The 21,044-nt window shown below is 35.7% G+C and carries 22 protein-coding genes and 3 pseudogenes; 9 read left to right on the top strand and 16 right to left on the bottom strand.

All coding sequences use genetic code 11. The features are described from left to right. The first annotated feature begins 43 nt into the window (after positions 1-43). Both RHABOEDO_RS08670 and RHABOEDO_RS11605 read left to right on the top strand, forming a co-directional pair. Positions 44-412 carry an IS630 transposase-related protein gene (locus RHABOEDO_RS08670; protein ID WP_215217710.1) on the top strand — a complete coding sequence of 123 codons (369 nt, stop codon included), beginning with the start codon at positions 44-46 and terminating at the stop codon, positions 410-412. Between the two features lie 29 nt (positions 413-441). Then, entirely contained in the window at positions 442-792 is a 351-nt protein-coding gene (locus RHABOEDO_RS11605) for a transposase (protein WP_350339718.1), read from the top strand. A 167-nt stretch (positions 793-959) separates the two neighbouring features. Here RHABOEDO_RS11605 and RHABOEDO_RS08680 read toward each other — a convergent pair. Beyond that, positions 960-1,117: pseudogene (locus RHABOEDO_RS08680) on the bottom strand (integrase core domain-containing protein); the annotation flags it as partial. Positions 1,118-1,250: 133 nt separating this feature from the next. Here RHABOEDO_RS08680 and RHABOEDO_RS08685 point away from each other — a divergent pair. Then, a complete protein-coding gene (locus RHABOEDO_RS08685) occupies positions 1,251-2,264 on the top strand; it encodes an IS30 family transposase (protein ID WP_215216525.1) in 1,014 nt (337 codons plus the stop codon). A 278-nt stretch (positions 2,265-2,542) separates the two neighbouring features. On the opposite strand, the pseudogene RHABOEDO_RS08690 reads toward RHABOEDO_RS08685, so the two are convergent. Beyond that, positions 2,543-3,367 (bottom strand): annotated as a pseudogene (locus tag RHABOEDO_RS08690) (IS5 family transposase). Between the two features lie 75 nt (positions 3,368-3,442). Between RHABOEDO_RS08690 and RHABOEDO_RS10990 the strand changes: the two are divergent. After that, a pseudogene (locus RHABOEDO_RS10990) lies at positions 3,443-3,748 on the top strand (transposase family protein); the annotation flags it as partial. A gap of 96 nt (positions 3,749-3,844) precedes the next feature. On the opposite strand, the gene RHABOEDO_RS08700 reads toward RHABOEDO_RS10990, so the two are convergent. The 5 genes from RHABOEDO_RS08700 to RHABOEDO_RS08720 all read right to left on the bottom strand — a co-directional run bounded on the left by RHABOEDO_RS08700 (position 3,845) and on the right by RHABOEDO_RS08720 (position 7,219). Next, a complete protein-coding gene (locus tag RHABOEDO_RS08700) occupies positions 3,845-4,579 on the bottom strand; it encodes a PTS sugar transporter subunit IIA (protein ID WP_215216487.1) in 735 nt (244 codons plus the stop codon). Between the two features lie 16 nt (positions 4,580-4,595). Further along, entirely contained in the window at positions 4,596-5,126 is a 531-nt protein-coding gene (locus RHABOEDO_RS08705; protein WP_245397512.1) for a PTS sugar transporter subunit IIA, read from the bottom strand. Further along, on the bottom strand, positions 5,104-5,538 hold the full coding sequence (dut, locus tag RHABOEDO_RS08710) for a dUTP diphosphatase (RefSeq protein WP_434062188.1): 435 nt from the start codon (positions 5,536-5,538) through the stop codon (positions 5,104-5,106). Before dut ends, RHABOEDO_RS08705 begins: the two co-directional genes overlap by 23 nt. 28 nt (positions 5,539-5,566) lie before the next feature. Beyond that, on the bottom strand, positions 5,567-6,514 hold the full coding sequence (accD, locus tag RHABOEDO_RS08715; protein WP_215216489.1) for an acetyl-CoA carboxylase, carboxyltransferase subunit beta: 948 nt from the start codon (positions 6,512-6,514) through the stop codon (positions 5,567-5,569). 93 nt (positions 6,515-6,607) lie between these two features. Continuing rightward, positions 6,608-7,219, bottom strand: a complete 612-nt coding sequence (locus RHABOEDO_RS08720) for a superoxide dismutase (protein WP_215216490.1) — start codon at positions 7,217-7,219, stop codon at positions 6,608-6,610. Between the two features lie 232 nt (positions 7,220-7,451). Here RHABOEDO_RS08720 and metK point away from each other — a divergent pair, with 232 nt between their 5' ends. Further along, positions 7,452-8,633 carry a methionine adenosyltransferase gene (gene metK / locus RHABOEDO_RS08725; RefSeq protein ID WP_215216491.1) on the top strand — a complete coding sequence of 394 codons (1,182 nt, stop codon included), beginning with the start codon at positions 7,452-7,454 and terminating at the stop codon, positions 8,631-8,633. Here the strand turns inward: metK and RHABOEDO_RS08730 are convergent. Genes RHABOEDO_RS08730 through rnc form a run of 4 tightly spaced genes read right to left on the bottom strand, consistent with a single transcriptional unit; the run spans position 8,630 to position 12,008 of the window. Beyond that, the gene (locus tag RHABOEDO_RS08730) at positions 8,630-9,262 is read right to left on the bottom strand and encodes a uroporphyrinogen-III synthase (protein WP_256439891.1); all 633 of its coding nucleotides are present in this window, start codon (positions 9,260-9,262) and stop codon (positions 8,630-8,632) included. The genes metK and RHABOEDO_RS08730 overlap by 4 nt on opposite strands. Further along, the gene (gene hemC, locus RHABOEDO_RS08735) at positions 9,259-9,951 is read right to left on the bottom strand and encodes a hydroxymethylbilane synthase (RefSeq protein ID WP_215216493.1); all 693 of its coding nucleotides are present in this window, start codon (positions 9,949-9,951) and stop codon (positions 9,259-9,261) included. Before hemC ends, RHABOEDO_RS08730 begins: the two co-directional genes overlap by 4 nt. Continuing rightward, positions 9,938-11,299: a DNA repair protein RadA gene (gene radA / locus RHABOEDO_RS08740; protein WP_215216494.1), complete on the bottom strand. Its 1,362-nt coding sequence runs from the start codon at positions 11,297-11,299 to the stop codon at positions 9,938-9,940. Before radA ends, hemC begins: the two co-directional genes overlap by 14 nt. Beyond that, the gene (gene rnc, locus RHABOEDO_RS08745; RefSeq protein ID WP_215216508.1) at positions 11,289-12,008 is read right to left on the bottom strand and encodes a ribonuclease III; all 720 of its coding nucleotides are present in this window, start codon (positions 12,006-12,008) and stop codon (positions 11,289-11,291) included. Before rnc ends, radA begins: the two co-directional genes overlap by 11 nt. 84 nt (positions 12,009-12,092) lie before the next feature. Between rnc and RHABOEDO_RS08750 the strand changes: the two genes are divergently transcribed. Both RHABOEDO_RS08750 and RHABOEDO_RS08755 read left to right on the top strand, forming a co-directional pair. Then, positions 12,093-13,280: an LL-diaminopimelate aminotransferase gene (locus RHABOEDO_RS08750; RefSeq protein WP_215216495.1), complete on the top strand. Its 1,188-nt coding sequence runs from the start codon at positions 12,093-12,095 to the stop codon at positions 13,278-13,280. 4 nt (positions 13,281-13,284) lie between these two features. Further along, the gene (locus RHABOEDO_RS08755) at positions 13,285-13,923 is read left to right on the top strand and encodes a phytanoyl-CoA dioxygenase family protein (protein WP_215216496.1); all 639 of its coding nucleotides are present in this window, start codon (positions 13,285-13,287) and stop codon (positions 13,921-13,923) included. Here RHABOEDO_RS08755 and RHABOEDO_RS08760 read toward each other — a convergent pair. The 3 genes from RHABOEDO_RS08760 to RHABOEDO_RS08770 form a co-directional block, all read right to left on the bottom strand. Continuing rightward, on the bottom strand, positions 13,920-14,744 hold the full coding sequence (locus tag RHABOEDO_RS08760) for a hypothetical protein (RefSeq protein ID WP_215216497.1): 825 nt from the start codon (positions 14,742-14,744) through the stop codon (positions 13,920-13,922). The two genes, RHABOEDO_RS08755 and RHABOEDO_RS08760, sit on opposite strands and share 4 nt — an antisense overlap. Before the next feature lie 13 nt (positions 14,745-14,757). Continuing rightward, positions 14,758-15,588, bottom strand: coding sequence for a hypothetical protein (locus RHABOEDO_RS08765; RefSeq protein ID WP_215216498.1), 831 nt, complete (start codon positions 15,586-15,588; stop codon positions 14,758-14,760). A gap of 104 nt (positions 15,589-15,692) precedes the next feature. Next, entirely contained in the window at positions 15,693-16,103 is a 411-nt protein-coding gene (locus tag RHABOEDO_RS08770) for a hypothetical protein (protein ID WP_215216499.1), read from the bottom strand. 597 nt (positions 16,104-16,700) lie between these two features. Here RHABOEDO_RS08770 and RHABOEDO_RS08775 point away from each other — a divergent pair. Continuing rightward, positions 16,701-16,877, top strand: coding sequence for a hypothetical protein (locus RHABOEDO_RS08775; protein WP_220017555.1), 177 nt, complete (start codon positions 16,701-16,703; stop codon positions 16,875-16,877). A 619-nt stretch (positions 16,878-17,496) separates the two neighbouring features. Here RHABOEDO_RS08775 and RHABOEDO_RS08780 read toward each other — a convergent pair. Continuing rightward, positions 17,497-18,039 (bottom strand): hypothetical protein, encoded by a 543-nt coding sequence (locus RHABOEDO_RS08780; RefSeq protein ID WP_215216501.1) that lies wholly within the window; start codon positions 18,037-18,039, stop codon positions 17,497-17,499. Positions 18,040-18,624: 585 nt separating this feature from the next. Between RHABOEDO_RS08780 and RHABOEDO_RS08785 the strand changes: the two genes are divergently transcribed. After that, on the top strand, positions 18,625-19,662 hold the full coding sequence (locus tag RHABOEDO_RS08785) for an aminotransferase class I/II-fold pyridoxal phosphate-dependent enzyme (protein ID WP_220017556.1): 1,038 nt from the start codon (positions 18,625-18,627) through the stop codon (positions 19,660-19,662). Here the strand turns inward: RHABOEDO_RS08785 and hemG are convergent. Continuing rightward, positions 19,648-21,015, bottom strand: coding sequence for a protoporphyrinogen oxidase (gene hemG, locus RHABOEDO_RS08790; protein WP_215216503.1), 1,368 nt, complete (start codon positions 21,013-21,015; stop codon positions 19,648-19,650). The two genes, RHABOEDO_RS08785 and hemG, sit on opposite strands and share 15 nt — an antisense overlap. Positions 21,016-21,044: the final 29 nt, after the last annotated feature.

Consider the following 21,044-nt stretch of genomic DNA (forward strand, 5'->3'; position numbering starts at 1 on the left):
AATTAAATTTATTTTTTCTTAAGTAAGTTGTATAATTCAAAATATGACATACTCAAGAGAGTTAAGAATAAAAGCTTTAAAATATTTAAAAAGATGTGGTTCTCCTTTAGCGGTGGGTCAGGCTTTTGGAATTTCTCCTCGTACTCTTCTAAATTGGAAAAAGTTAGAAAAGCAAGGCGATTTAGCTCCCAAGTTGAAGCAAAGATCACCAAATAAACTCAATAATGAAAAGTTAAAACATTATATTCAAGAACATGCTGATGCTTATCTTAGAGAAATAGCAGAGACATTTGGAACAACAATTCCTGCGGTTTTTTATGCATGTAAAAGATTGAAAATAACCTTAAAAAAAAGACATCTTTCTATAAAGAAAGAGATGAAAAGAAACGAGAAGAGTTTAAACAAAAGCTAGAAAATATTCCTGAAGAGAATCGAGTTTACATCGATGAAAGTGGAATTAATGAATACCTCCAACGCGAGAAAGGAAGAGGTATTCGTGGAGAAAAAATATATGGGTCTGTCTCTGGTAATCGTTTTTTCAGAGAAAGTTTTATAGCAGCAAAAAGACAATCCTCTATTGGAGCTCCTTTTTGTTATACAGTGACATGCAATACCGATTTATTTAATACATGGTTAGAGAAAATTCTCATTCCTGAACTTAAAGCCGGTCAAGTTATCATCATGGACAATGCAAGTTTTCATAAGTCACAGCTGAGTTTAGAAATAATCAAGAAGGCTGGTTGCGAAGTCTTATTTTTACCTCCCTATTTCCCCAGATTTAAATCCAATTGAAATATTTTGGGCTAACTTTAAGAGAAAAGTACAATCAACTCTTAACACATTTTCTACTCTTTCAGAAGCTATTGATCAAGCGTTTTTAGAAATATGTGCTTAAAAGAAAAAAATAAATTTAAACCACTATAGGCATTTAAAAAATTATATAAATGCTCTTTTAACTACTGATGGGTTTGGTAGTGGTATCTTTTCACGGTAGCCTCTTTAAGGGTTCTGTTCATCCGTTCAACTTGGCCATTTGTCCATGGGTGGTTTACTTTTGTTAACCGATGCTCTATCTCTGGTTTTCATCACATACTCGATCGAAAATGTGTGTAAAAGCATATAAATTATGAATTACAAGAAAAAAAATAAACTAATTATTTTAATTATGTTTATTAAACATAGTCTTTTCAAGTTTGAAGTGCACAGAAGAATTAAAAAAAGAATAGGCAGGCGATGAAAGAATCTCTATTGTGATTTTTAACAATCAAACACAAGGAGAGACCTTGCCTAAAGGCTACCATCACCTAACCTATGACCAAAGATGTCAGATTTATATTTTAAAAGCTAGAGGAGATACATCTAGCTCAATAGCAAACATTCTAAAAGTTCATCATAGCACTATTAGTAGGGAACTTAAGAGAAATAAAGGGCAACGAGGATACCGTCATCAGCAAGCTCAAGAAAAAGCATTTCTTAGAAAAAATTCTCAGCCCAATAAAAAAATGACTCCTCAAATAGTTACCCGTATTGAAGAAAAAATCAAGTTGCAATGGAGCCCTATACAAATATCCGGATGGCTTAAAAGACATGGTAAAGAACATGTTAGTCATGAGACCATCTATAATCATATCTGGAAAGATAAACGACAGGGAGGACAGCTTTATAGAGAGCTCCGTCATCGAGGGAAAAAATATAACAAGCAGAGAAAGGGAGCTTCTGGAAGAGGGAACATGCCTGGTCGTATAGATATTAAGCAACGGCCTTGTATTGTAGAAAAAAAGACTCGTTTAGGAGACTGGGAACTAGATACAGTCATAGGGGCAGGACATAAAGGCGTAATTGTATCAATGGTAGAAAGAACTTCCAAGCTAACTAAGCTCGCCAAAGTTTCTCATAAAACTGCAGAGGAAGTAAGTCAAGCGTTAATTGAACAACTTAAACCTATCAAAGATTTTGTACACACATTAACAGCAGACAACGGAAAAGAATTTGCCTATCACCAAATGGTTAGTTTCGAGCTAGAGACAGACTTCTACTTTGCAACGCCCTACCATTCTTGGGAAAGAGGCTTAAATGAGCATACAAACGGACTAGTTAGGCAATATTTTCCTAAAACACAAAGCTTTTTAGATACGACTTCCAAGGATATAGAAAGGGTGGAAACTTTACTAAATAACAGACCTAGAAAGGCTCTCAACTTCGAAACTCCACTAGAAGTGTTTACGAGATTATCTACAAACATGCTATGCTCGGGTGCACAATAGATGTTTTTTCAAGTATTTATATGTTCTTTTTTGTGCACTTCAAGGTTGAAAGGGCCCATTAAGGAGATTAAAGATGGATTTAAAAATAGGAAGTTTCTTGAGTGCTGCCCGTACTGCTACCACAACTGCAGGGCTTACGCATGAAGAATTTCCTTTGCACCTACTAGATCTAATAAATAATCTTTACGACATGATGCAATGAAAGGCTTACTAAGGCTAGAAGACAAGCTTTTAATGACTTTAGAATATTTGAGAGAATAGACCTCTTTCAAAACCCATTAACATAGCTCCAGATTATAAATGCCCGCAATTAGATTGAACCGAAGACCAAACCTTTTTCGTCTATTTCTATAACGATCAGCTAAAATTTTGAATCGCTTAAGCAGACCAATAGCATTTTCATTAATTACACGTTCTTTGGAAAGGAATTGATTATTTTTTTTGTCTTGTTTTGTTAAAGGATTTTTCTTGCTTCTTCTTTTAGGCATTTGGGTTTTAGCATGAAGCTTTTTAAGTCCTAGATACCCTCCATCTGTTAGAAGGTTTATTTCGGAATGAAACTTGATTTTAGAATCCTTAAATATCCTAAAATTATGTCTTCTACCTTTGGAAAAAAAGGTACAAATAATCTTTTTTGTGTCCTTGCTCATTATCAAGCTGCGTCTTTAAGGTGTGCCTTTTCTTCTTCCCTGAGTAAAAATGTTTTTGTTTTTTTTAGGGCGCTCTATGGGTGTTTCTTTGGCATCTATTAAAATAACATCATATTCCATATCGCTTTTTAATAGCTCTTTACGTCCAAGCAGTGCAAATAGGGGATGTTTTATCAGGGTGTATTCTACCCATTTTATTGTTTTATAAGCTGTACTTTCACTGATATTATAGCTCTGGCTTATGTGAAAATAGGTTCTATACTCTCTTAGATACTCTAAGGTCATCAGTAACATGTCTTCTATTTTTAATTTATTGACGCGGCCTCCTCGGGCTTTTTTCTCTTTGTGACTTATCTCCAAAATCAAGCTCATTTGATCAAATGTCCTACGTTTTACTCCGGTTAATCTTCGGAATTTCTCGTTGTCTAAACTTTTTGCTTTTTCAAATTTCATCATGCCCTTACGTATTTTTAAGGGCATTATTTTATACAAGGGCTTTTTTATTTCCTAGTTTTGAAAGAGCTCTAATATCGAACGTATTTTCACACAGGTTGTAGTTACGATCTGAGTGAAAGTGCATGTTATTGAGCCTGCAGATGGGTAGAAGACACATGGATTAAAAGCAGGAAGTTTTCACTGCCTGGGAAAAAAGCTCTTCTTAAGAGTGACATGGAATACGAAGTAATTCTTATAGATGCATCAGAAACACCTATAGAGCGTCCCCAAAAAAAGTCAAAGATAAAAAATCGCAATAATAGACAGAAGCATTTTTACTCCGGAAAAAAGAAAAAGCATACGATCAAAAGTCAAATAGTCGTAGATAAGAAAACGAAATAGAAATCGACGGAAACGCTTTTGCCTAAGATTTAATCTTATAGCAGGAATCTATAATTGGGAGCTTTAAAATTCAGGTTATGCAAGAGGTCTAATCTATCCAATAGAACGGATCTGTCCTTCCCAATTTCGAACAAAATCTAATAGAGTAGCTTTATCAGAACGGTCTAGTAACAATTGAAATGCCTCTTTATAACTACTTAAATGTGCTAATTTTGCCAGAAGTTGAAGATGCGCTTTATCACTCCCAGCAAATAAGAAAAATAGCGTGTGTACTGGCTTAGAATCTAAAGCTCCATATTCCAGAGGTGATTCAGGATACACAATAAACACCATGTCAAATGATCCTTTCGCCATTGCTTCTCTTGTATGGGGAACCGCAAGACCATTTCCTAAAGCTGTTGGGCTTAAGTCTTCACGATCGATTAAAAGCTCTGTTAATATATCTGCATCCACATTGAGTTTAGGAGCTACAATTTTAGTTACAGCAGAAATGATCTCTTCTTTCTTATTTCCTTTGATATTAGTTAAGACGTCTCCTTGGTGAAGAGCGCGATATAGACAAAACTGCACCATTCCACCACTCACTGGATTCTCTATTTGCGCTTGCTGCTTTTGGTCGGTTAGAGGGTAGATTTGTTGATCGCAAGAAGCTGTTTCTTGAAGCTTTTTCAAATCAAATTTTAGCATCCAGTTTTCTATTTCGATTAAGCCAAACCGGTGCTCTCCATTAATACAATAAGAAGGAATTTTATTATGAAGCAATAATCTATGAATCGCGGCTTCTGAAATATTGAACAACTTAGCAACGTCTTTAATTGTAAGATCCATGGTTTTTCCTCTTAGTTTAACATCCGTTAAACATTTCGATTACTTCTTTAGCACAATGGCATTTAAGCAGTTTTTTGCGCCTTTCTTTATTTTTAACCGCCATTGTCAAATGAGACAAAATGCGCAAGTATTCTGTTTGTCGATTATCGGGACCTCCAATCATAAAAATGAGTTGGACTGCTATACCATCAAGAGCGTCCCATTCTAAGCCGTGCTGTACCTGAATTCCTACTGCGATAAAGAAATCCTTATAGCTATGTAGCTTCGCATGAGGAACTGCAACCCCAAGCCCAATTGCAGTAGGAACAATCTTTTCTCTTTCTAAAATTGCCTGATAAAATCGTTTAGAATCTTGAAGCTTTTTTTTCTCTTCTAGTAGACTCACTAAGCGATTTAAAGCATCATCACGATTGTTAGCTTGCATAAATAAAACGAGATCTTCATTTAAATAATCAGAAATTGCCAACGTACTATCCCGTTTAAAAAAATTCCTTAAATCACTAAAACCTAATGAGATTTGATGATTAATGCGTGCCAGTATGGCCAAACCCACCCTCTCCTCTTTTAGTTATGGCTAAATCATTTTTCCTGGTAAATACAGATTGTATAACAGGTGCAAAAACCATTTGCGCAATACGCATACCAGGAGTAATTATAAAATCTGACTTGCCATGATTTATTAAAATAATCTTAATTTCTCCTCGATAATCAGAGTCGATGGTACCAGGAGAATTTAGTACTGTAATTTGTTGTTTTAACGCAAGTCCGCTTCGAGGGCGAACTTGCGCTTCATAACCATTTGGAATTTCCAAATAGATCCCTGTGGGAATAAGAAGAGAAGCTCCGGGCTTCAATACCTTTTCTTCCGTTATATGCGCTTTTACATCTGCTCCTGCTGCTTGCTGAGAAGCATACTCTGGAATACACTCTTCTTTTTCTAAATCAATTCCTACTTCCAATCTCTCAGACATCTATTTTCCTTTAAATTTAACGTTTTAGTCCTTGTCCTGCAATAGTACTTAGTTCTAACAGATCTTGTAGTTTTTGAGGGATTTTTTTCAAAGGTTTTTCTAATAAAGAGGTTTTTGTTTTTTTTTGATGTGTTAAAAACATTAAGAGGTCGCTTAAAGTTTGTTTTAACCGATGACGGGACACAATACAGTCAATCATTCCTCTTTCCAAAAGAAACTCTGAGCATTGTGCGTTTGAAGGAAGCTTTTTTCTCATGGTTTGTTCTACTACTCGAGGGCCTGCAAAACCGATTAAAGCATCTGGTTCTGCAATAATAATATCTCCCAAAGAAGCAAAGGAAGCTGTAACGCCGCCTAATGTAGGGTTTGTCATTACAGAAATAAAAGGCAGTCCTTCTTCGTGCAGTTTTGCTAAAGCAGCAGATGTTTTTGCCATTTGCATCAAAGAGAGCGCCGATTCTTGCATTCTGGCTCCTCCAGAAGCAGAGACAATAACTATCGGCAGTTCGTGATTTAAGGCATATTCAATCAGTAGGGCAAGTCTCTCCCCCACTACCGATCCCATAGACCCCACCATAAACGTAAAATCAAGCACTCCTAAAGCAATCTGTGTTTCGCATATCGTAGCTTTCCCTACAATCACCGCCTCATCACGACAAGAGGTTTTGGTCGCTTTCAAGATTCTATTTACATAAGACTCTGCATCTGTAAAATCCAAAGGATCCATTGGCTTTAGATCTGTAAAAAGCTCTTCAAAACTATCCTGATCCGATAAAAGTTTAACCCTTTGAGAACCTGACAAACGATAATGGTAATTGCATTTCGGACAACAAGAGAGATTTTCTTGTAATTCATTTGCATGGATGATCTCATGACAGTGCGTGCATTTAATCCATCCACTATAACCATCTTTTTTAATTGTTTGAACTTTAATCTTTGGCTTATTCTTTGAAAAAAGACCCATAAATAAAACCAGTTAATTTGTAAGTAAAAAGTAATTATATATTTAAAGCTATTCTTTAAGCAACAACTAAAATGAAAAAATCTCTATTTAAATTTATTTTTTTGCAGAGAGAAAGCGTTCTTCCACATTTTTCCAATTGACCACTTTAAAAATATTTTTTATATAATCAGCTCTAACATTCTTATAGTCTAGGTAGTAGGCATGCTCCCAAACATCAATCCCTAGCAATGGTACATACTTTTTTATACAAAGAGGATCTTGATTAGCGCATGTAGTCATTACGATTTTTTTTTCTACCCGATTATAGCCCAACCAACCCCAACCAGAACCCTGAATAGCAATCGTTATAGAGCTAAGTTGCTCTATTAGATGCTCTAACGAACCAAATTGCTCTATAATAGCCTTTAAAAAATCCCCCTTGGGTTTTTCCCCTCCTCCTTTATCTATAGGAGCTAAGTTGGTCCAAAAAATACTATGGTTGAGATGACCGCCGCCATTAAATTTAATAGCCTGCTGCAATTCAATCGTTGTAGATAAATCCCTCTTTTTTTCCGCTTCCGCATATTTTTCTAAAGCAGCATTTAAATTGGCTACATATCCAGCGTGGTGCTTAGAATAATGCAATTTCATAATCTCTGCAGAGATGACCGGTTCTAAAGCAGAAAAATCATAAGAGAGATCGGGTAATGTGTAAGGGGCAGACATGAAAATAAACTCCGCTATTTTTAAGATAAATGATGTGATTCTAAATATAAACCGCTTACTAATATTTTGCAAAAGTCTACGGATAAAACAGGGCATTTTTTTAGTAAAAACCAATTACATTCACCTTAATCTCTTATTTTTTATCTAGAAATATTCTTTCTTTAGATTGACAAATTTTCTCAAAAAAAATTAAAAACTTTCTAAAATCTACATACAACCCAAGAGATTTCTTATGCTAAAATCCTATTTATTCACTTCGGAATCTGTTTCTGAAGGACATCCTGACAAAGTAGCAGATCAGATTTCCGATACGATCTTAGATATTGGTTTGGCTCAAGATCCTAAAGCAAGGGTGGCTTGTGAAACTTTAGTGAAAACATCTATGGTTGTTGTTGCAGGAGAAATCAGCGCGCAGGCGCAAATAAATTGGGAAAGAGCTATTCGAGATTTACTCCTAAACATAGGCTATGACAACATAAGCTCAGGTCTTGATGCAAATTCTTGCTCTATTATCAATGCTATTAGCCAACAGTCTAGTGATATTGCTATCGGCATAGATCGAATAGAAGATGATCAGGGCGCTGGAGATCAAGGTCTGATGTTTGGTTATGCTACTAATGAAACAGATGTGCTGATGCCAGCACCGATTACCTATGCTCACCGCTTAATGCAGCGTCAAGCCTTTTTGCGTAAATCGGGTAAATTATCTTGGCTACAACCAGATGCAAAAAGTCAGGTCACTTTTTGTTATATCGATAAAAAACCAGCTTATGTAGATACCATTGTTTTATCTACACAACACAAAGAAGAAATTAGTTATTCCGATTTAAAAGAAGCTGTCATCGAAGAGATGATTAAGCCAGTAATCCCAGCTAAATGGATTACAAAAGATACACGTTATCTCATTAATCCTACAGGCCGTTTTGTAATCGGTGGTCCTCAAGCCGACTGCGGTTTAACAGGTCGTAAAATTATTGTAGATTCCTACGGTGGTGCAGCGCGTCATGGAGGAGGAGCTTTTTCTGGTAAAGATCCTTCCAAGGTAGATCGCTGCGCTGCTTATATGGGAAGATATGTAGCTAAAAATATTGTAGCTGCGGGATTTGCCGACCGTTGTGAAATTCAAATCTCTTACGCTATTGGCGTAGCGAAACCAACTTCTGTTTTTGTAGAGACATTTGGCACTAATCACATCGATGAGAAAAGAATTATGCAACTTATTCTACAACATTTTGATTTAAGGCCCCATGCTATTATCCAACAGCTTAATTTATTGCAGCCAATCTATGCAAAAACCGCAGCATATGGACATTTTGGAAGAGATGATATCATTTTCCCCTGGGAAAATACCGATAAAACAGAGGAGTTACTAGCTAGCTTTAAACCTAAACCTTTGGAAATAGCAACGCCTTAAATTATCTCAGATAATGCCTTTTGCGTAATAGGTCCCATGGTTATAAGCTTTTTATCTAAGGGAATAGCAGAAAAAATCTCTAAAAAAGCTTTGATAGTCGAAGGGCTTGTAAAAATAATTTCATCTATATCTTCTAGATCAGGAATAGGCTGATTTTTTTGAACAACTGTATCGTAAATAAAACAATCTTGAAATGAGATATTTGATTTTTGAAAAAAATCCATGATTACATTTCTAGAAAGACTGGAACGAGGGAAAAAAAAATGGGTTTTTTCTAAAGACTGTGTACGCAAAAAAGCAACTATTCCCTCTTGCGTCTCTTTTTCTGCAACAAAAGAGCAATGGGCATATTTTTTTACATAACTAGCAGTAACTTGGCCAATGGCAATGATGGTAATCGGCTCTAAAAGATTTTTAGATATGCCAAGGTCGTTTAACTGCTGAAAAAAAACCTGAACCGTATTTTTACTAGTAAATAGAAGATGTGTATAGTTTGATAACTTGCTATAAGCTGCCTTAACATAGGAGTCCATTCTGGGCACAATTTGAATCACGGGGTAGTGAATGATTTGGGCCCCCTTTGCTTTATAATACGAAGGATCTGTTCCCAGATAGAGAACTTTCTTCACAAATAACTATTGATGAGATCTAGTTCTTGGAAAGTATTTATTGCAGAAAAAACCTGCAACATCTCTTGATCGTCTTGTCTAGCAACAACGGCTAATTTACCTTGCAACGCAGCTACTTCTGTTGATAAAAAAAACCGATTTAAATGTGTTAAATGTAAGCGAATCAATGCAGCTTCAGCCATAACCAGCCCCTCAATTTCTCCTCGGTAAAGATAAGCCAAACGAGCTTCAATGACTCCGCGAATATCTACACAAATCAAATCATCTCTTAAATTTTTAATAGCTTTTTCACGACGCAGAGTAGAGGTAGCAATACGCGCTTTTTTTGGCAGGGTATCTATGGTTTGGTGGGGAGGTAAAACCAAAACATCTCTTGCATCTACTCCTTTCGTGATAGCAACTATTTTTAATCCTTGTTCTAAAGGGTCTGGTAAATCTTTAGCTGAGTGAATTCCTACTCTACAAATCCCGGATAACACTAACTGATCTACTTCTTTAGTAAAAAAATCGATTTTACTTAAAAATCTCAAAGAAAGATCTAATCTGTCATCTCCTGTTGTCCGAATCCAAGTAGGCACAAAAACACGATTTGGATGAATCATTTGCAGCTCTTGGCGCACTTCTTTTACTTGGGCGCGCGATAGACGAGAGTTTCGCGCTGCTACAAAGATTTGATTACATAAGTGCATGAATAGCATCCTCCACCACTTCTACTTCAATGAGACGAATTTTATGTAACAGATCAGAAGAAATACCTTTTACATTGCGTTTAGGAATAATACATTGCTTAAATCCCATATGAATGACCTCTCGAATTCTATTTTCAATCCGAGAAACACTACGAACTTCACCTCCTAGTCCCACTTCACCAACAATGGCTGTGGAAGGATCTATACAACTATTACAAAAAGAAGAGGCAATAGCTAGAATAACCCCTAAATCAATAGCTGGCTCAAAAATCTTCAACCCTCCTGCAATACATACAAATATATCACAATTATAGAGTCGGTAATCCATTTTCTTCTCTAATACTGCGAGTAGCAGGCTTAATCGATTAGGATCTAATCCTGTTGATTTGCGCGTTGAGGTAGAAAAAGAAGAAGGGGCAACCAAAGCTTGTGCTTCCACTAGTAGTGAGCGACTCCCTTCTAATGCAGGAATAATTACAGAGCCTGGCAACTCTTTTGTTCTCTCTTCCATAAATAATAAAGAAGGATTATGCACTTCGGTAAGTCCTGTTGTGTTCATTTGAAATAAGGCAATCTCATCTGTAGGACCAAAACGATTTTTCACAGAGCGAAGCATCCGATATCCCTGTTGTTTTTCTCCTTCAAAATCCAATACGGTGTCCACAATATGCTCTAGCACTTTAGGTCCTGCAATTTCTCCTGATTTTGTCACGTGACCTATAAGAAAAGTTGCAATTTTTAACCCTTTTGCTAGATGCATAAATTCCATAGCTAATTCTCGCACTTGGCTAACAGAGCCCGGGGCAGAAGGAATTTCACTTTTATATACAATCTGTATCGAATCAACAATCATTATATCAGGTTTTAAACGCTCGATCTGCAGTTTAATATGAGAAAAAAGAGTTTCACTTAATAGAAATAGATGTTCATCTTGCACTTTGAGTCTTAAAGCTCTTAAGGAGGTTTGTTCAACGGACTCTTCTCCACAAATATAAAGAACGGTTAATCCTTGTTCAGCTAGTTTTTGAGCCAGTTGCAACATGAGAGTGGATTTACCAATTCCAGGATCGCCTCCAATGAGTGTTAAAGAGCCAGGGACAATGCCTCCTCCTAGTAAACGATCCAGCTCTATCAGCTTGGTTGAGATACGCATGGATTCTTCGAATTTGATCTCTTTAATTCGTAAAGGTTGTGATTTGCTATGTGCAAACCGCTCTGATTTATCAACTGCTTGAACCTCTTTTTCAAAAGTGTTCCACTTTTGACAAGCGGGACAACTCCCCGTCCATTTAGCTTGGGTAAGCCCGCATTCTCTGCAGCACCAAATTGAACGTTGTTTAATCGTCATACTTGTTTTCCAATTTATTCAGCGCATTTTCAGCGGCCGCTTGTTCTGCTTGCTTTTTAGAAGGGCCTGTCCCCTCTCCTATTTCTTGATCTTCAATATAAGCAATTACTTGAAATATTTTGCTGTGATCGGGCCCTGATTCTTTTAGTACTTTATAAGTAGGCGGTTTTTGGTGTTTTTTTTGTGCATAATCTTGTAGTTCTGCTTTCCAATTTCTCAAGGGCTTATAAATAATCTCTTTAATATTTTCTTCAAAATGATGTAAAAAAAACCGACGAGTGGCTTCTAGCCCCCCATCTTTGTAAATGGCTCCAATGAGCGCTTCAAATAAATCCGCTACAATTTTTTCCCGACCGCGTCCATCGTTCATCCTTTCACCTTTACCTAATAAAATAAATTCTGCAACATTTAGCTTAATTAGAAGCTGAGCACAATTGCTTGCCTCTACAATAGAAGAGCGTAAATTAGAAAGATGACCCTCAGGTTCTGTTGGTAAATGTTCATATACATAATCAGAAATAATTAATTCTAGAACCGAGTCTCCTAAAAATTCTAAACGTTCATTATGTTGATCTACAACCGCTCGATATTCATTAAAAAACGATCGATGCACAAAAGCTAAAATAAGAATTTTTTTGTTTTTAAATTGATAGCTTAAGCGTTCTTCAATTTCCGATATTTTCTCAAGTAATGTTTCAAATGGATTCATCTTATATGTCATGCTCCACGCTTATCTTCTCTCTCTTTACTTTTTCATTAAGTCCAGACATACTATATCATCTTAGGGGTTTTCATGGTTGCGATTAATTCTTGTTTTCAGCGTCTAAAACGCACATACATTTTTTCATTAATTGAAGAAAAAATAGCCACGTTGCATAAAAAAATCTCCCCTGATCCATTGATTAATTTAAGTATAGGGGATATAGCGCTACCTTTAGTCCCTACTGTAGCCCAAGCAATGAGCCGGGCTGTACTAGAGATGGGAACCTTCTCAGGCCTAAAAGGATATAGCCCTAGCAATGGTTATCTATTTTTACGAGAAGCCATTGCAAATACGCACTTTGCTATCCTACAAATCACTCCCGATGAGATTTTTATTTCAGATGGCATCAATACCGACATCACGAATATCCTAGATTTGTTTTCTCTATCCTCTATTGTAGCAATCCCCGATCCTACCTATCCCGCCTATCTCGATGCGACAATTCTTTCAGGCCGAACCAAAATCATGACTCTACCCTGTTTAGAAACCAATCAATTTCATCCCTATCCCCCATCTGAAGCCTGTGATCTGATCTATTTATGCTCTCCTAATAATCCGACAGGCGTTGCTATGAATAGAGATCTTCTGGCTACCTGGGTGAATTATGCTTTAAAGCACAAAGCTGTTATCTTTTTTGATCATGCTTATGAAGCATTTATTAACTCAGTAGACGTTCCTCATTCTATTTTTGAAATTCCGGGTGCTAAAGAATGTGCGATTGAGTTTTGCAGCTTTTCTAAATCTGCTGGATTTACAGGTCTGCGTTGCTCCTATACAATCCTTCCTAAAGCTCTTAAAGCGCGCTATGAAGATCAAGAAATCTCTTTGCATACTTTATGGCATCGAAGACAGGCTGCCAAATCCAACGGGGTTGCCTATCCTATTCAAAAAGGAGCTTTAGCTACTTTGCTTCCACAAGCTCAGAGTGAAATAAAAGCGCAAATAAACAGTTACCTTGCTCAAGCCAAAGCGTTAAAACAGGGTTTGATCCAATTAGGACTTGACTGCCATGGAGGAATTGATAGCCCCTATATTTGGGTAAAAACCCCTAAAGGGAAAAGTTCATGGGAATTTTTCGATGAGCTTTTGATTAAATGCCATTTAATTAGCATTCCAGGTGTAGGCTTTGGAAAATACGGCGAAGGATTTGTTCGCTTTTCTGCCTTTACCACTCCTGACAAAGTAGATTTAGCTCTTAAACGAATCAACCAGTTATAGACTTATGCGCCTTGTGTTAACAGATGACCAAAAAGAATTTTTCCAGAAAAACCGTTTTATTGAAATTGAAGGATTATTGCCTCTAGAAAAAATCACTCAAATAGAAAAGCTCTCCGATCTAACCCTAGCTAAAAGAACGGGCTCAGGAAGCTCTTTTCTGCAAGGGTATGATCTATGGCGCGATAACAAAGAGCTCAAAGAAATCCTGCATAAACGCTCTTTAATTAAGATTATTGCTGAGCTTTTTAATACCTTTCCCTTAAGAATAGCTTTTGATCAATACATAAAAGCTATTTTCCCATCTCCCATTCAAACCACTTGGGCCTTAGAAGAGCTCTCTTGCATTAAACCGCTAGCTGGAAGCATGTTGATTCCTTTATCCTTTTCCAAACTATTAAAATCCCATTTTCCTTTCCCCCAAAAAGGAAATGTTTTATTTCTAGCTCCAGATTATCCCATTCCGTGGCCTTCACTTTTTGGATTAGAGGACCTAAAACTCCTTATTGTAAGTTTTGCTCCTGAAAAAGCACTCTACCAACAAGAGATAAGAGACCCTCACCAACACGTGCTCAAAAAATGGGGCTACGTATTTGGTGATAGTCTCAGTAATCAACTTCATCCTCTTCTCATTGTAAGTCGCTAACCTATCTGCCGATTTAAAGAAACTCTATCTCCTATTAAAGGAATGGAATGTAAAACTTTTGGCTGAAAAGCCAAATTAGCAGCTATCTGTGCACGTTCTTGGGAATTTGAGCGATTATATTGATCTACAACTTCTATTTCTCTTTGCTTTAACACATTTGCTTTGTTTACAGCTTGAGTCAAATTGTGAATCTCTTGACGAATCTCTTGAACCAACCCTTTATGATTCATTCCATCGAATTGCTCTAATTCTTTAGCCAAACTATCCCAATGAGTGAGTTGTTCGCTCATACCTTTTCTTAAATCTTGTTGCTTATTGGTCAGATCTTGAAAATGGCCTACATGCTCAACAAGCCGGATTTCCTGTTTATGAAGATTTTCTAAAGTACCACCAAGAGAGGTAAATCCATTCTGATAGTCTTTGATCGCTTTTAGAGAATTTCCTATTCGAACTAAACGCCTTTCTTGCTCGCTAAGCCTCGTATCTACCTTTGGCATTAAACCATCTACTTTATTACACACATCTTTAAGACCTGGCACTTGATCTTTTACTTGTTGTGAAAGATGATCTAGCTTTTGCAGCGTACCATCCATGCTGCTTAAACTGCTCTTTAACGTTTCAATTTGAATATCTTGTTTGGCATTATAGTAGGCACCTAGCAAAGCCCCCCCTAAGAGCAAAGCTCCAGGAACAGGTGGAATGGCGCTGCCAGCAGCAGCAGCTGCTGCTGCTGCTAACATAGCCCCACTTGCAGGAGACAGGTGTCTACCCAGATTAACTATTCCCGAAAGCGCTCGACAACCAGTAGAAATGATGCTCATCTTAAAAATCTCCTTATCTTGGTCTGCTATTTTTTGATCGAATGGAATGTGCAATCTTTTCTAATTCTGTGGAAGGTTGTTCGAGGGATAGTTTTATCCCTTGTAAATAAGTAAGGTCTTTTTTTAATTGGTGTAGTTCTTTACTATGCTCCTTAAGACTTGGTTCTATGCGAAGTACATTCTCATTCAGCTGATCTAGCTTTTTAGTCATTTTACCTATCTGCTTTTCTAGTGTTTTTATTTCTTTATCGGAAGTAGAAAGATTTTGAAGCTTTGTTAATGCTTCATTTAGAGAATGGGTTAAGCTTTGTACCTCATACAAGTCCTTTTCCCATTCTTTTTTTTGCTTTTTAGTGTGTTCTACCTTTTGCTCTACTTCCCTTAGTCCTTGATCACCTTGATCTAGTGTTTTCTCTAAGTTTCCTGCTTGAGTTTTTAAATTCTCTAGTTTTTCTGCAAGAGATGCAGCTACAGGGCCTTGTTCTTTAAGTTGCTGCTCTAGGTTTCCTGTCCCTTGCTCGATTAAATGAGCTGCTACCAACACTTTTTGAGCTGCTCTATTAACTTTTATAGAACTAAGTACACATCCAGAGCTGGTAACGCCTGCAGCTCCAAGAGCACCTAATACAAAGGGAGCAGCAATAGGAATAGCCAGTCCACCTGTACCAATTCCGACTAATATAAAACCTGTTAGTAAAGATGCTCCTCCTAATATCATACCGGTTACTGCTGCTGTTTTTTTTGCAGTGTATGCTAATGAATGTTTATTCACTTTTTCATGAAAACTTTGCGAATCATATTGAGTCAGAGACGTTGATGAACTATGCAACTCTTGTGTTAACATAAACCATCCTTATATTATGTTGGATTAATCACCCTACGCTGAAGACCAAACTACATCTAGAAAGCGTAAGGTGAGTTAGTCATTAAATAACTGTTCTAGCCGGGTTATTCCGGGTTATTCTTGATCTTCTGCCTTTGATAAAGGGCACTGTTTTGCATTTCTTTAAATACATCTGCAAAAGAACTTTCTAGAATGCGCACTTCGGGGTTATTCTTGATCTTCTGCCTTTGATAAAGGGCACTTTTTTGCAGTTCTTTAAATAGATTTGCAAAACAACTTTTTAGCATGTGCTCTTCGGGGTGCACTTCTTCAAAATTATAATACCCAAATGATACTAAATATGTACATTTGGATAATATTGATTGAACAACATGATTTATAGACTGAAGACTATACTGCCTAGCATCAGAAATTTTATGAAAAGCCCTTCCCAAAAAGGTGCTCTTTTGAAGATTTTGCGTAGGATTGTCGATTATCTCTGGAAGGTTCTGCACCGAAGTAATACTACTCATCATTCATACCTTGGGTAATTTATTTTAACAAAAGACTAAGTATATATTTAACTATTTTTTTAGTTAACTTCTCCATAATAAACAAAATTTACTTTTGTAGTAGAAACTTCCCTTAATAGAAGCTTTTAAGAAAAATTCCAGAAAGCAATAACTCCTCTGCATTTTCTTTGTAACTAAAGAGACTTTCTTCTCTTAGAGCCTGTTTAAAATCTTTAGCAACTTTCTTCTTTGAACTTCTTGCATAACCCCTTATTTTAAAGCTCTCATTTATAGATTCCTATCTTAACAAAAGCATTTCCAGCTATATCTCTCAAACAATCATATCTCATGGACTAAAATCCTTTAAAATTTTAGATTGTTTATTAGTTCTCAAATAAATCTTTTACTTTTTTCAGACCCTTACGAACTCCCTTAAGTAGATTTGGGCTAAGTCCGAGATTGGGAGGGGGAAATTTCTTACGTTCTTCATCGCTAGATTCAGAATGTTCCTGTCTTGCTACATGACTAGCATCTTCATTTAATGAGCATCTAAAATGATTATTACTACCTTCTAATGTAGGACTGATCTCATCTTCTTTTGGAAAATTCTGTGTAGAATTATTGTTAGATTTCGATTTTTGTAGTGGTGGTGGTGGTGGTGGTGTTGTTGTTGTTGTTGTTGTTGGTGGTGGTGGTGGTGGTGGTGGTGGTGGTGGTGGTGGTGGTGGTGGTGGTGACAATGATCTCTCTGAAATGGTAGAATTTGTTGGTTCATTGCCTTCTACAAAATTGGTCTGACTTGAAAAGAGATAGCTCTTTAGGCTATCTAAATTATAATGCCCAAATGATATTACATATATGCATTTGGATAATATTGACTGAGCAACTTTATTTATAGACTGGATAATATATTTTCCCCCATCAGTAATTTTATGAAAAGCTCTTCCATGCAAAGAGGTGCTCTTTTGAAGATCTTGCGTAGAATTTGCACTGTTAACCTCTTGAGAATTCTGAACTGAAGTAGTACTACTCATAAATTTATGCCCTACGTAATGTATTTTAACAAAAGATCAAATATATAAATTTTAGCTAATTGAATTAGCTAACTTTTTTAGTTAAAAAGCATTAGAACTAAAAGTTTGAAAATCTCTTTTAGTTTGCTTTTCTATACAAACAAAATATTAATATTACTTATTTCTGAAGTAGAAACCTCTTTCAAATAGAAGCTTTTTAAGAAGGATTCCAGAAAGCAATAACCTCTCTGAACTTTCTTTGTAACCAAAGAGTTTTTCTTCTTTTGGAGTATTTTATTAAACGAGCTTTAAAATAGTTTATTGGATTATTTGTTTTCTTTTTTCGATTAGAAATAAATGAGCTGATTTTTTTAATAAATGTACTTAATCTTGCCATTTTTAATTTACCCTTGTTCATTTACAGATTTTTCCATTGCCTTAAGCCTTTTCTCGGGAGTCTTTGAATGAGTGGATAGAGTAAGCGTTTCTGCTACTTTTTCATAAAGTTCTTGATAAAGAGGATTGGAGGCGTCTGGAGAACGAAACTTTCTCAAAATAGAAGAATTCACAGACACATTACTCTTACACCTTTTAAGCTTAGATTTGGCTTCTTCTAGATCTTTATTAGGCACATCATTTCCTAAACTACCATGCTTATTAAGCTTGGATTGAGCTAAATCTTCATGTGTTTTTGAACTGTTATCAGAATTCTCTAGAGAACCCTTAATAGAAAAACAACCTTTTAGATCATCTAATGTATATCGCCCCAATGACCCTACATATATGAAATTAGACAGTATAGACTGCGTTACAGAACCTATAGAAGAGATTAAGTAATTTGTGGTTATATAAACCTTAGTAATAACTCTTCCTATTAAAGAACCACTTTCTTGTAAGGGAGACCCCAAATTATCGGGGTAATTATTGGAAATGTTTGAAATACCCATAATCCTATAAAAATTTAATCTAATTGTTAAAGAAGATAACTGTTTTTTAGAAACTTTTTGTGTAAATAGAACAAAAAATATTTTACACTGTTTGGTAACAAATTTGATGGATTTATGCCCGCTCTCTTTAAAACTACGATAATGACTAAAATTGGATGGAATCCTTTTTTTAAAAGAGAAATATTTTCTAGAAATCTAACTCTTAGAGTTGATAAAACAGCATTTTTTTCATCATAAAATTCCAATATAAAATATTGTTAATTTCTTATTAAATTAATATATATATATTAACACCGCTTTATAATTTATATTATTATTATAAATATAATTAAGATCAACATCTTTTAATTTTAATAAGTAAATGATAAATGTATTTGTTAAAAATATTGTGAATACTTCCTCTTGTTTTTTTCTCATCTGGATTTTCTTATGCTGTAATTTTTTCTTGAATTTTATACCTCGATACGTGAAAAGTTTTAAAATAGTAAAAAATAAATTGAAACGAGGATTATGAAAAGCAATCCATTAGATATGCAAGAAAGTGTATTCCAAGAAGACGCATTACTTCCTTTAAGCCCAACTCATGTGATTTGGCAAGGAAAAAAAATGCTCGATTTTTCTTCTCAAGATTTTTTAGGATTATCTAATCACCCAGATCTGAAAAAACACATGATTAAATATTTATTGCATTACGGCAATGGAGTCTGTTACCCGGAAATCCCAGGGAGTTTTATCGAATGTCAAAAAACGCTCGAAACAAAAATTGCAGAACTAATCAACATGCCTTATTTGTATTTTTTCTCGAATCGTTATTTAGCACTATGGCATCTGCTCTCTTCATTAAGTTCTGATGTTCTTTTACTGCTTGCTGATGATCTAGATCCTGGTTTAAGTAAAATCCTTTACACTTTCCCTTTGAAGATTCTTACCTATAATCAGAACTCTTTAGCTAGTTTAGAAGCTATTTTAAAAAGAGAAGGGCAATCTATCTGCTCTGTTAAAATGATCTTTTGTGAATCTATTAGTAGTGGCAGTGGGACTTTAACCGACTTAAATTATATCACCTCTTTATCTCAAGCCTACAATGCTTTATTGGTTGTTGATGATTCGCTAGCTTTTGGTGTTAAAGGCGATAGAGGCTTAGGTCTTGCAGCTAAACGAGAGGATATCGATTTAATTTTATGCTCTTTAAGCAATTCTGCAAGTGCAGATGCGGCTTTTCTTGGTTGTTCTTCTTGGATTAAAAACCTCATTAAAAAAAATGTTTTTTATCGAGAATCCAGTGTAACCTATGCTTCTTTAGGTGCCATAGAAATGGCTTTGGAGCTCATCCCTTCTTTAGAAGGGGAAAGGTATCAATTAGAACAGAGATGCCATTGGATAAAAAAACAATTGCAAGGTTATGACATCAGTTCCCCTACACATGTAATCTGCCTACACTTTTCTCAAGAAGAAGAACTTTGCTATTTTTGGGAAAGCCTTTTGCAAAGAGGAATTCTCTCCCAGTGGATGGTCTGCCATCAAAAGAGATCTTATACTCTACGGCTTTTCATTAATATTCACCATACTCCGGATGATTTAAGAATGTTAGTAGAAGAAATCAAAGAATTAAAAAGCGGTTAAAGATTTATGCCAATTCTGCACTGTTTCTTTAGAACAACGAATGCAGTAATCCACACTTACCCCTATTAAATAATTACCTAATAAATAACACCGGGGTATTTTTTTTTGAAATTCAGGATATAGGCTTGCCATTCTTTTTAAGTGGCCTACTGTATATTGAGGAATAGCAGAAAGGGCTCTTTTAAAAGAAACAACATCTGGCTGCATAGAAATTTTTAAGTGTTTACGAATATTTAAAAGCGCGGTTTGAATGGCTTCTTCTTCTGATTGTCCTAAATCTTTAAGTTTAATGGTAAGACGGGTTTCCTGAGGATAATTATTATGTTGTTTTAAAACAGAAGAATCGAATACAACGCCTAAGATATCTTCTCTAGTACAATGAGGTATTAAATACCCAAATCCCTTAACCGGTAAAACATGTTCCTTATATCCAAAGTTAAGAATGATAATTCCCTCGCTTTTCAAAGAGACAAGTTCTTTTCCAAGAGATGGCATATCTTTGATAAAAAGATTTCCTGCTTGCAATGCGGGCAGAGCACAAAATACATAATCTGCGGCAAATTCTCCTTGATTGGTTTTAACAACTACTTTTTTTTCTGTTTGTACAATTTCTTGTGCTTCATGCTGGTAATAAATGGAAGCCGGTGTCTTAGTTAAGAGTGTAGAGGTTAATTGCTCTACCCCTTCGCGAAAAGAAAATATAGCAGATAAAGGAGCATTTGGAAGATAGGAAAATCTTTTAGGTGCTCTTTTTTTTTGCAACCAATTCTTTAAAAACCCTTTGGTTATGCTCCCATATTCTTCTTCCCATTCTTTGAGTTTAGGAAAAAAGGCTTGGATGGAAATGAGTCGAGGATCTCCACCAAAAATTCCTACAACCATCGGATCGAATAATCTTTGGGCTACATCGTAATTAAAACGACGTAAAACAAATTCCCAAACGGTTTCATCTCCCTGTTTAGTAGGGCGTTTCCATTCTGTAATTAATGCTTGAATAAATCCTTTTGTTAAAGGAGACCATAAAAAGGAAATAAGATTTGTAGGAAATTTATATAATTTTTCATTCCACCACAAATATCGATTATGAACAGGTATTTCCGACCAAACCACTTCTTTTAAGAGACCTAATTCTTCTGCCAATTGTAAAGTTGCAGGACATCGATTTATTTTAAATGTACGTGGCCCTTTTTCAAAATGAAACCCTGTTGTATGATCTGTATGAAATAAGCCTCCTATCCGATTTGATTTTTCTAAAATCAAGATATCTAATGGTAAGGAAATTTGGCTTAAATACCAAGCAGCAGATAAACCAGAAATACCCGCTCCTAAAATAATGATCTTCTTTTTCTCCATAATAAACCTTAAAATTTAAGCTATGCAAA

It is taken from the genome of Candidatus Rhabdochlamydia oedothoracis (assembly GCF_019453995.1).
GTDB classification, from domain to species: Bacteria; Chlamydiota; Chlamydiia; order Chlamydiales; family Rhabdochlamydiaceae; genus Rhabdochlamydia; species Rhabdochlamydia oedothoracis.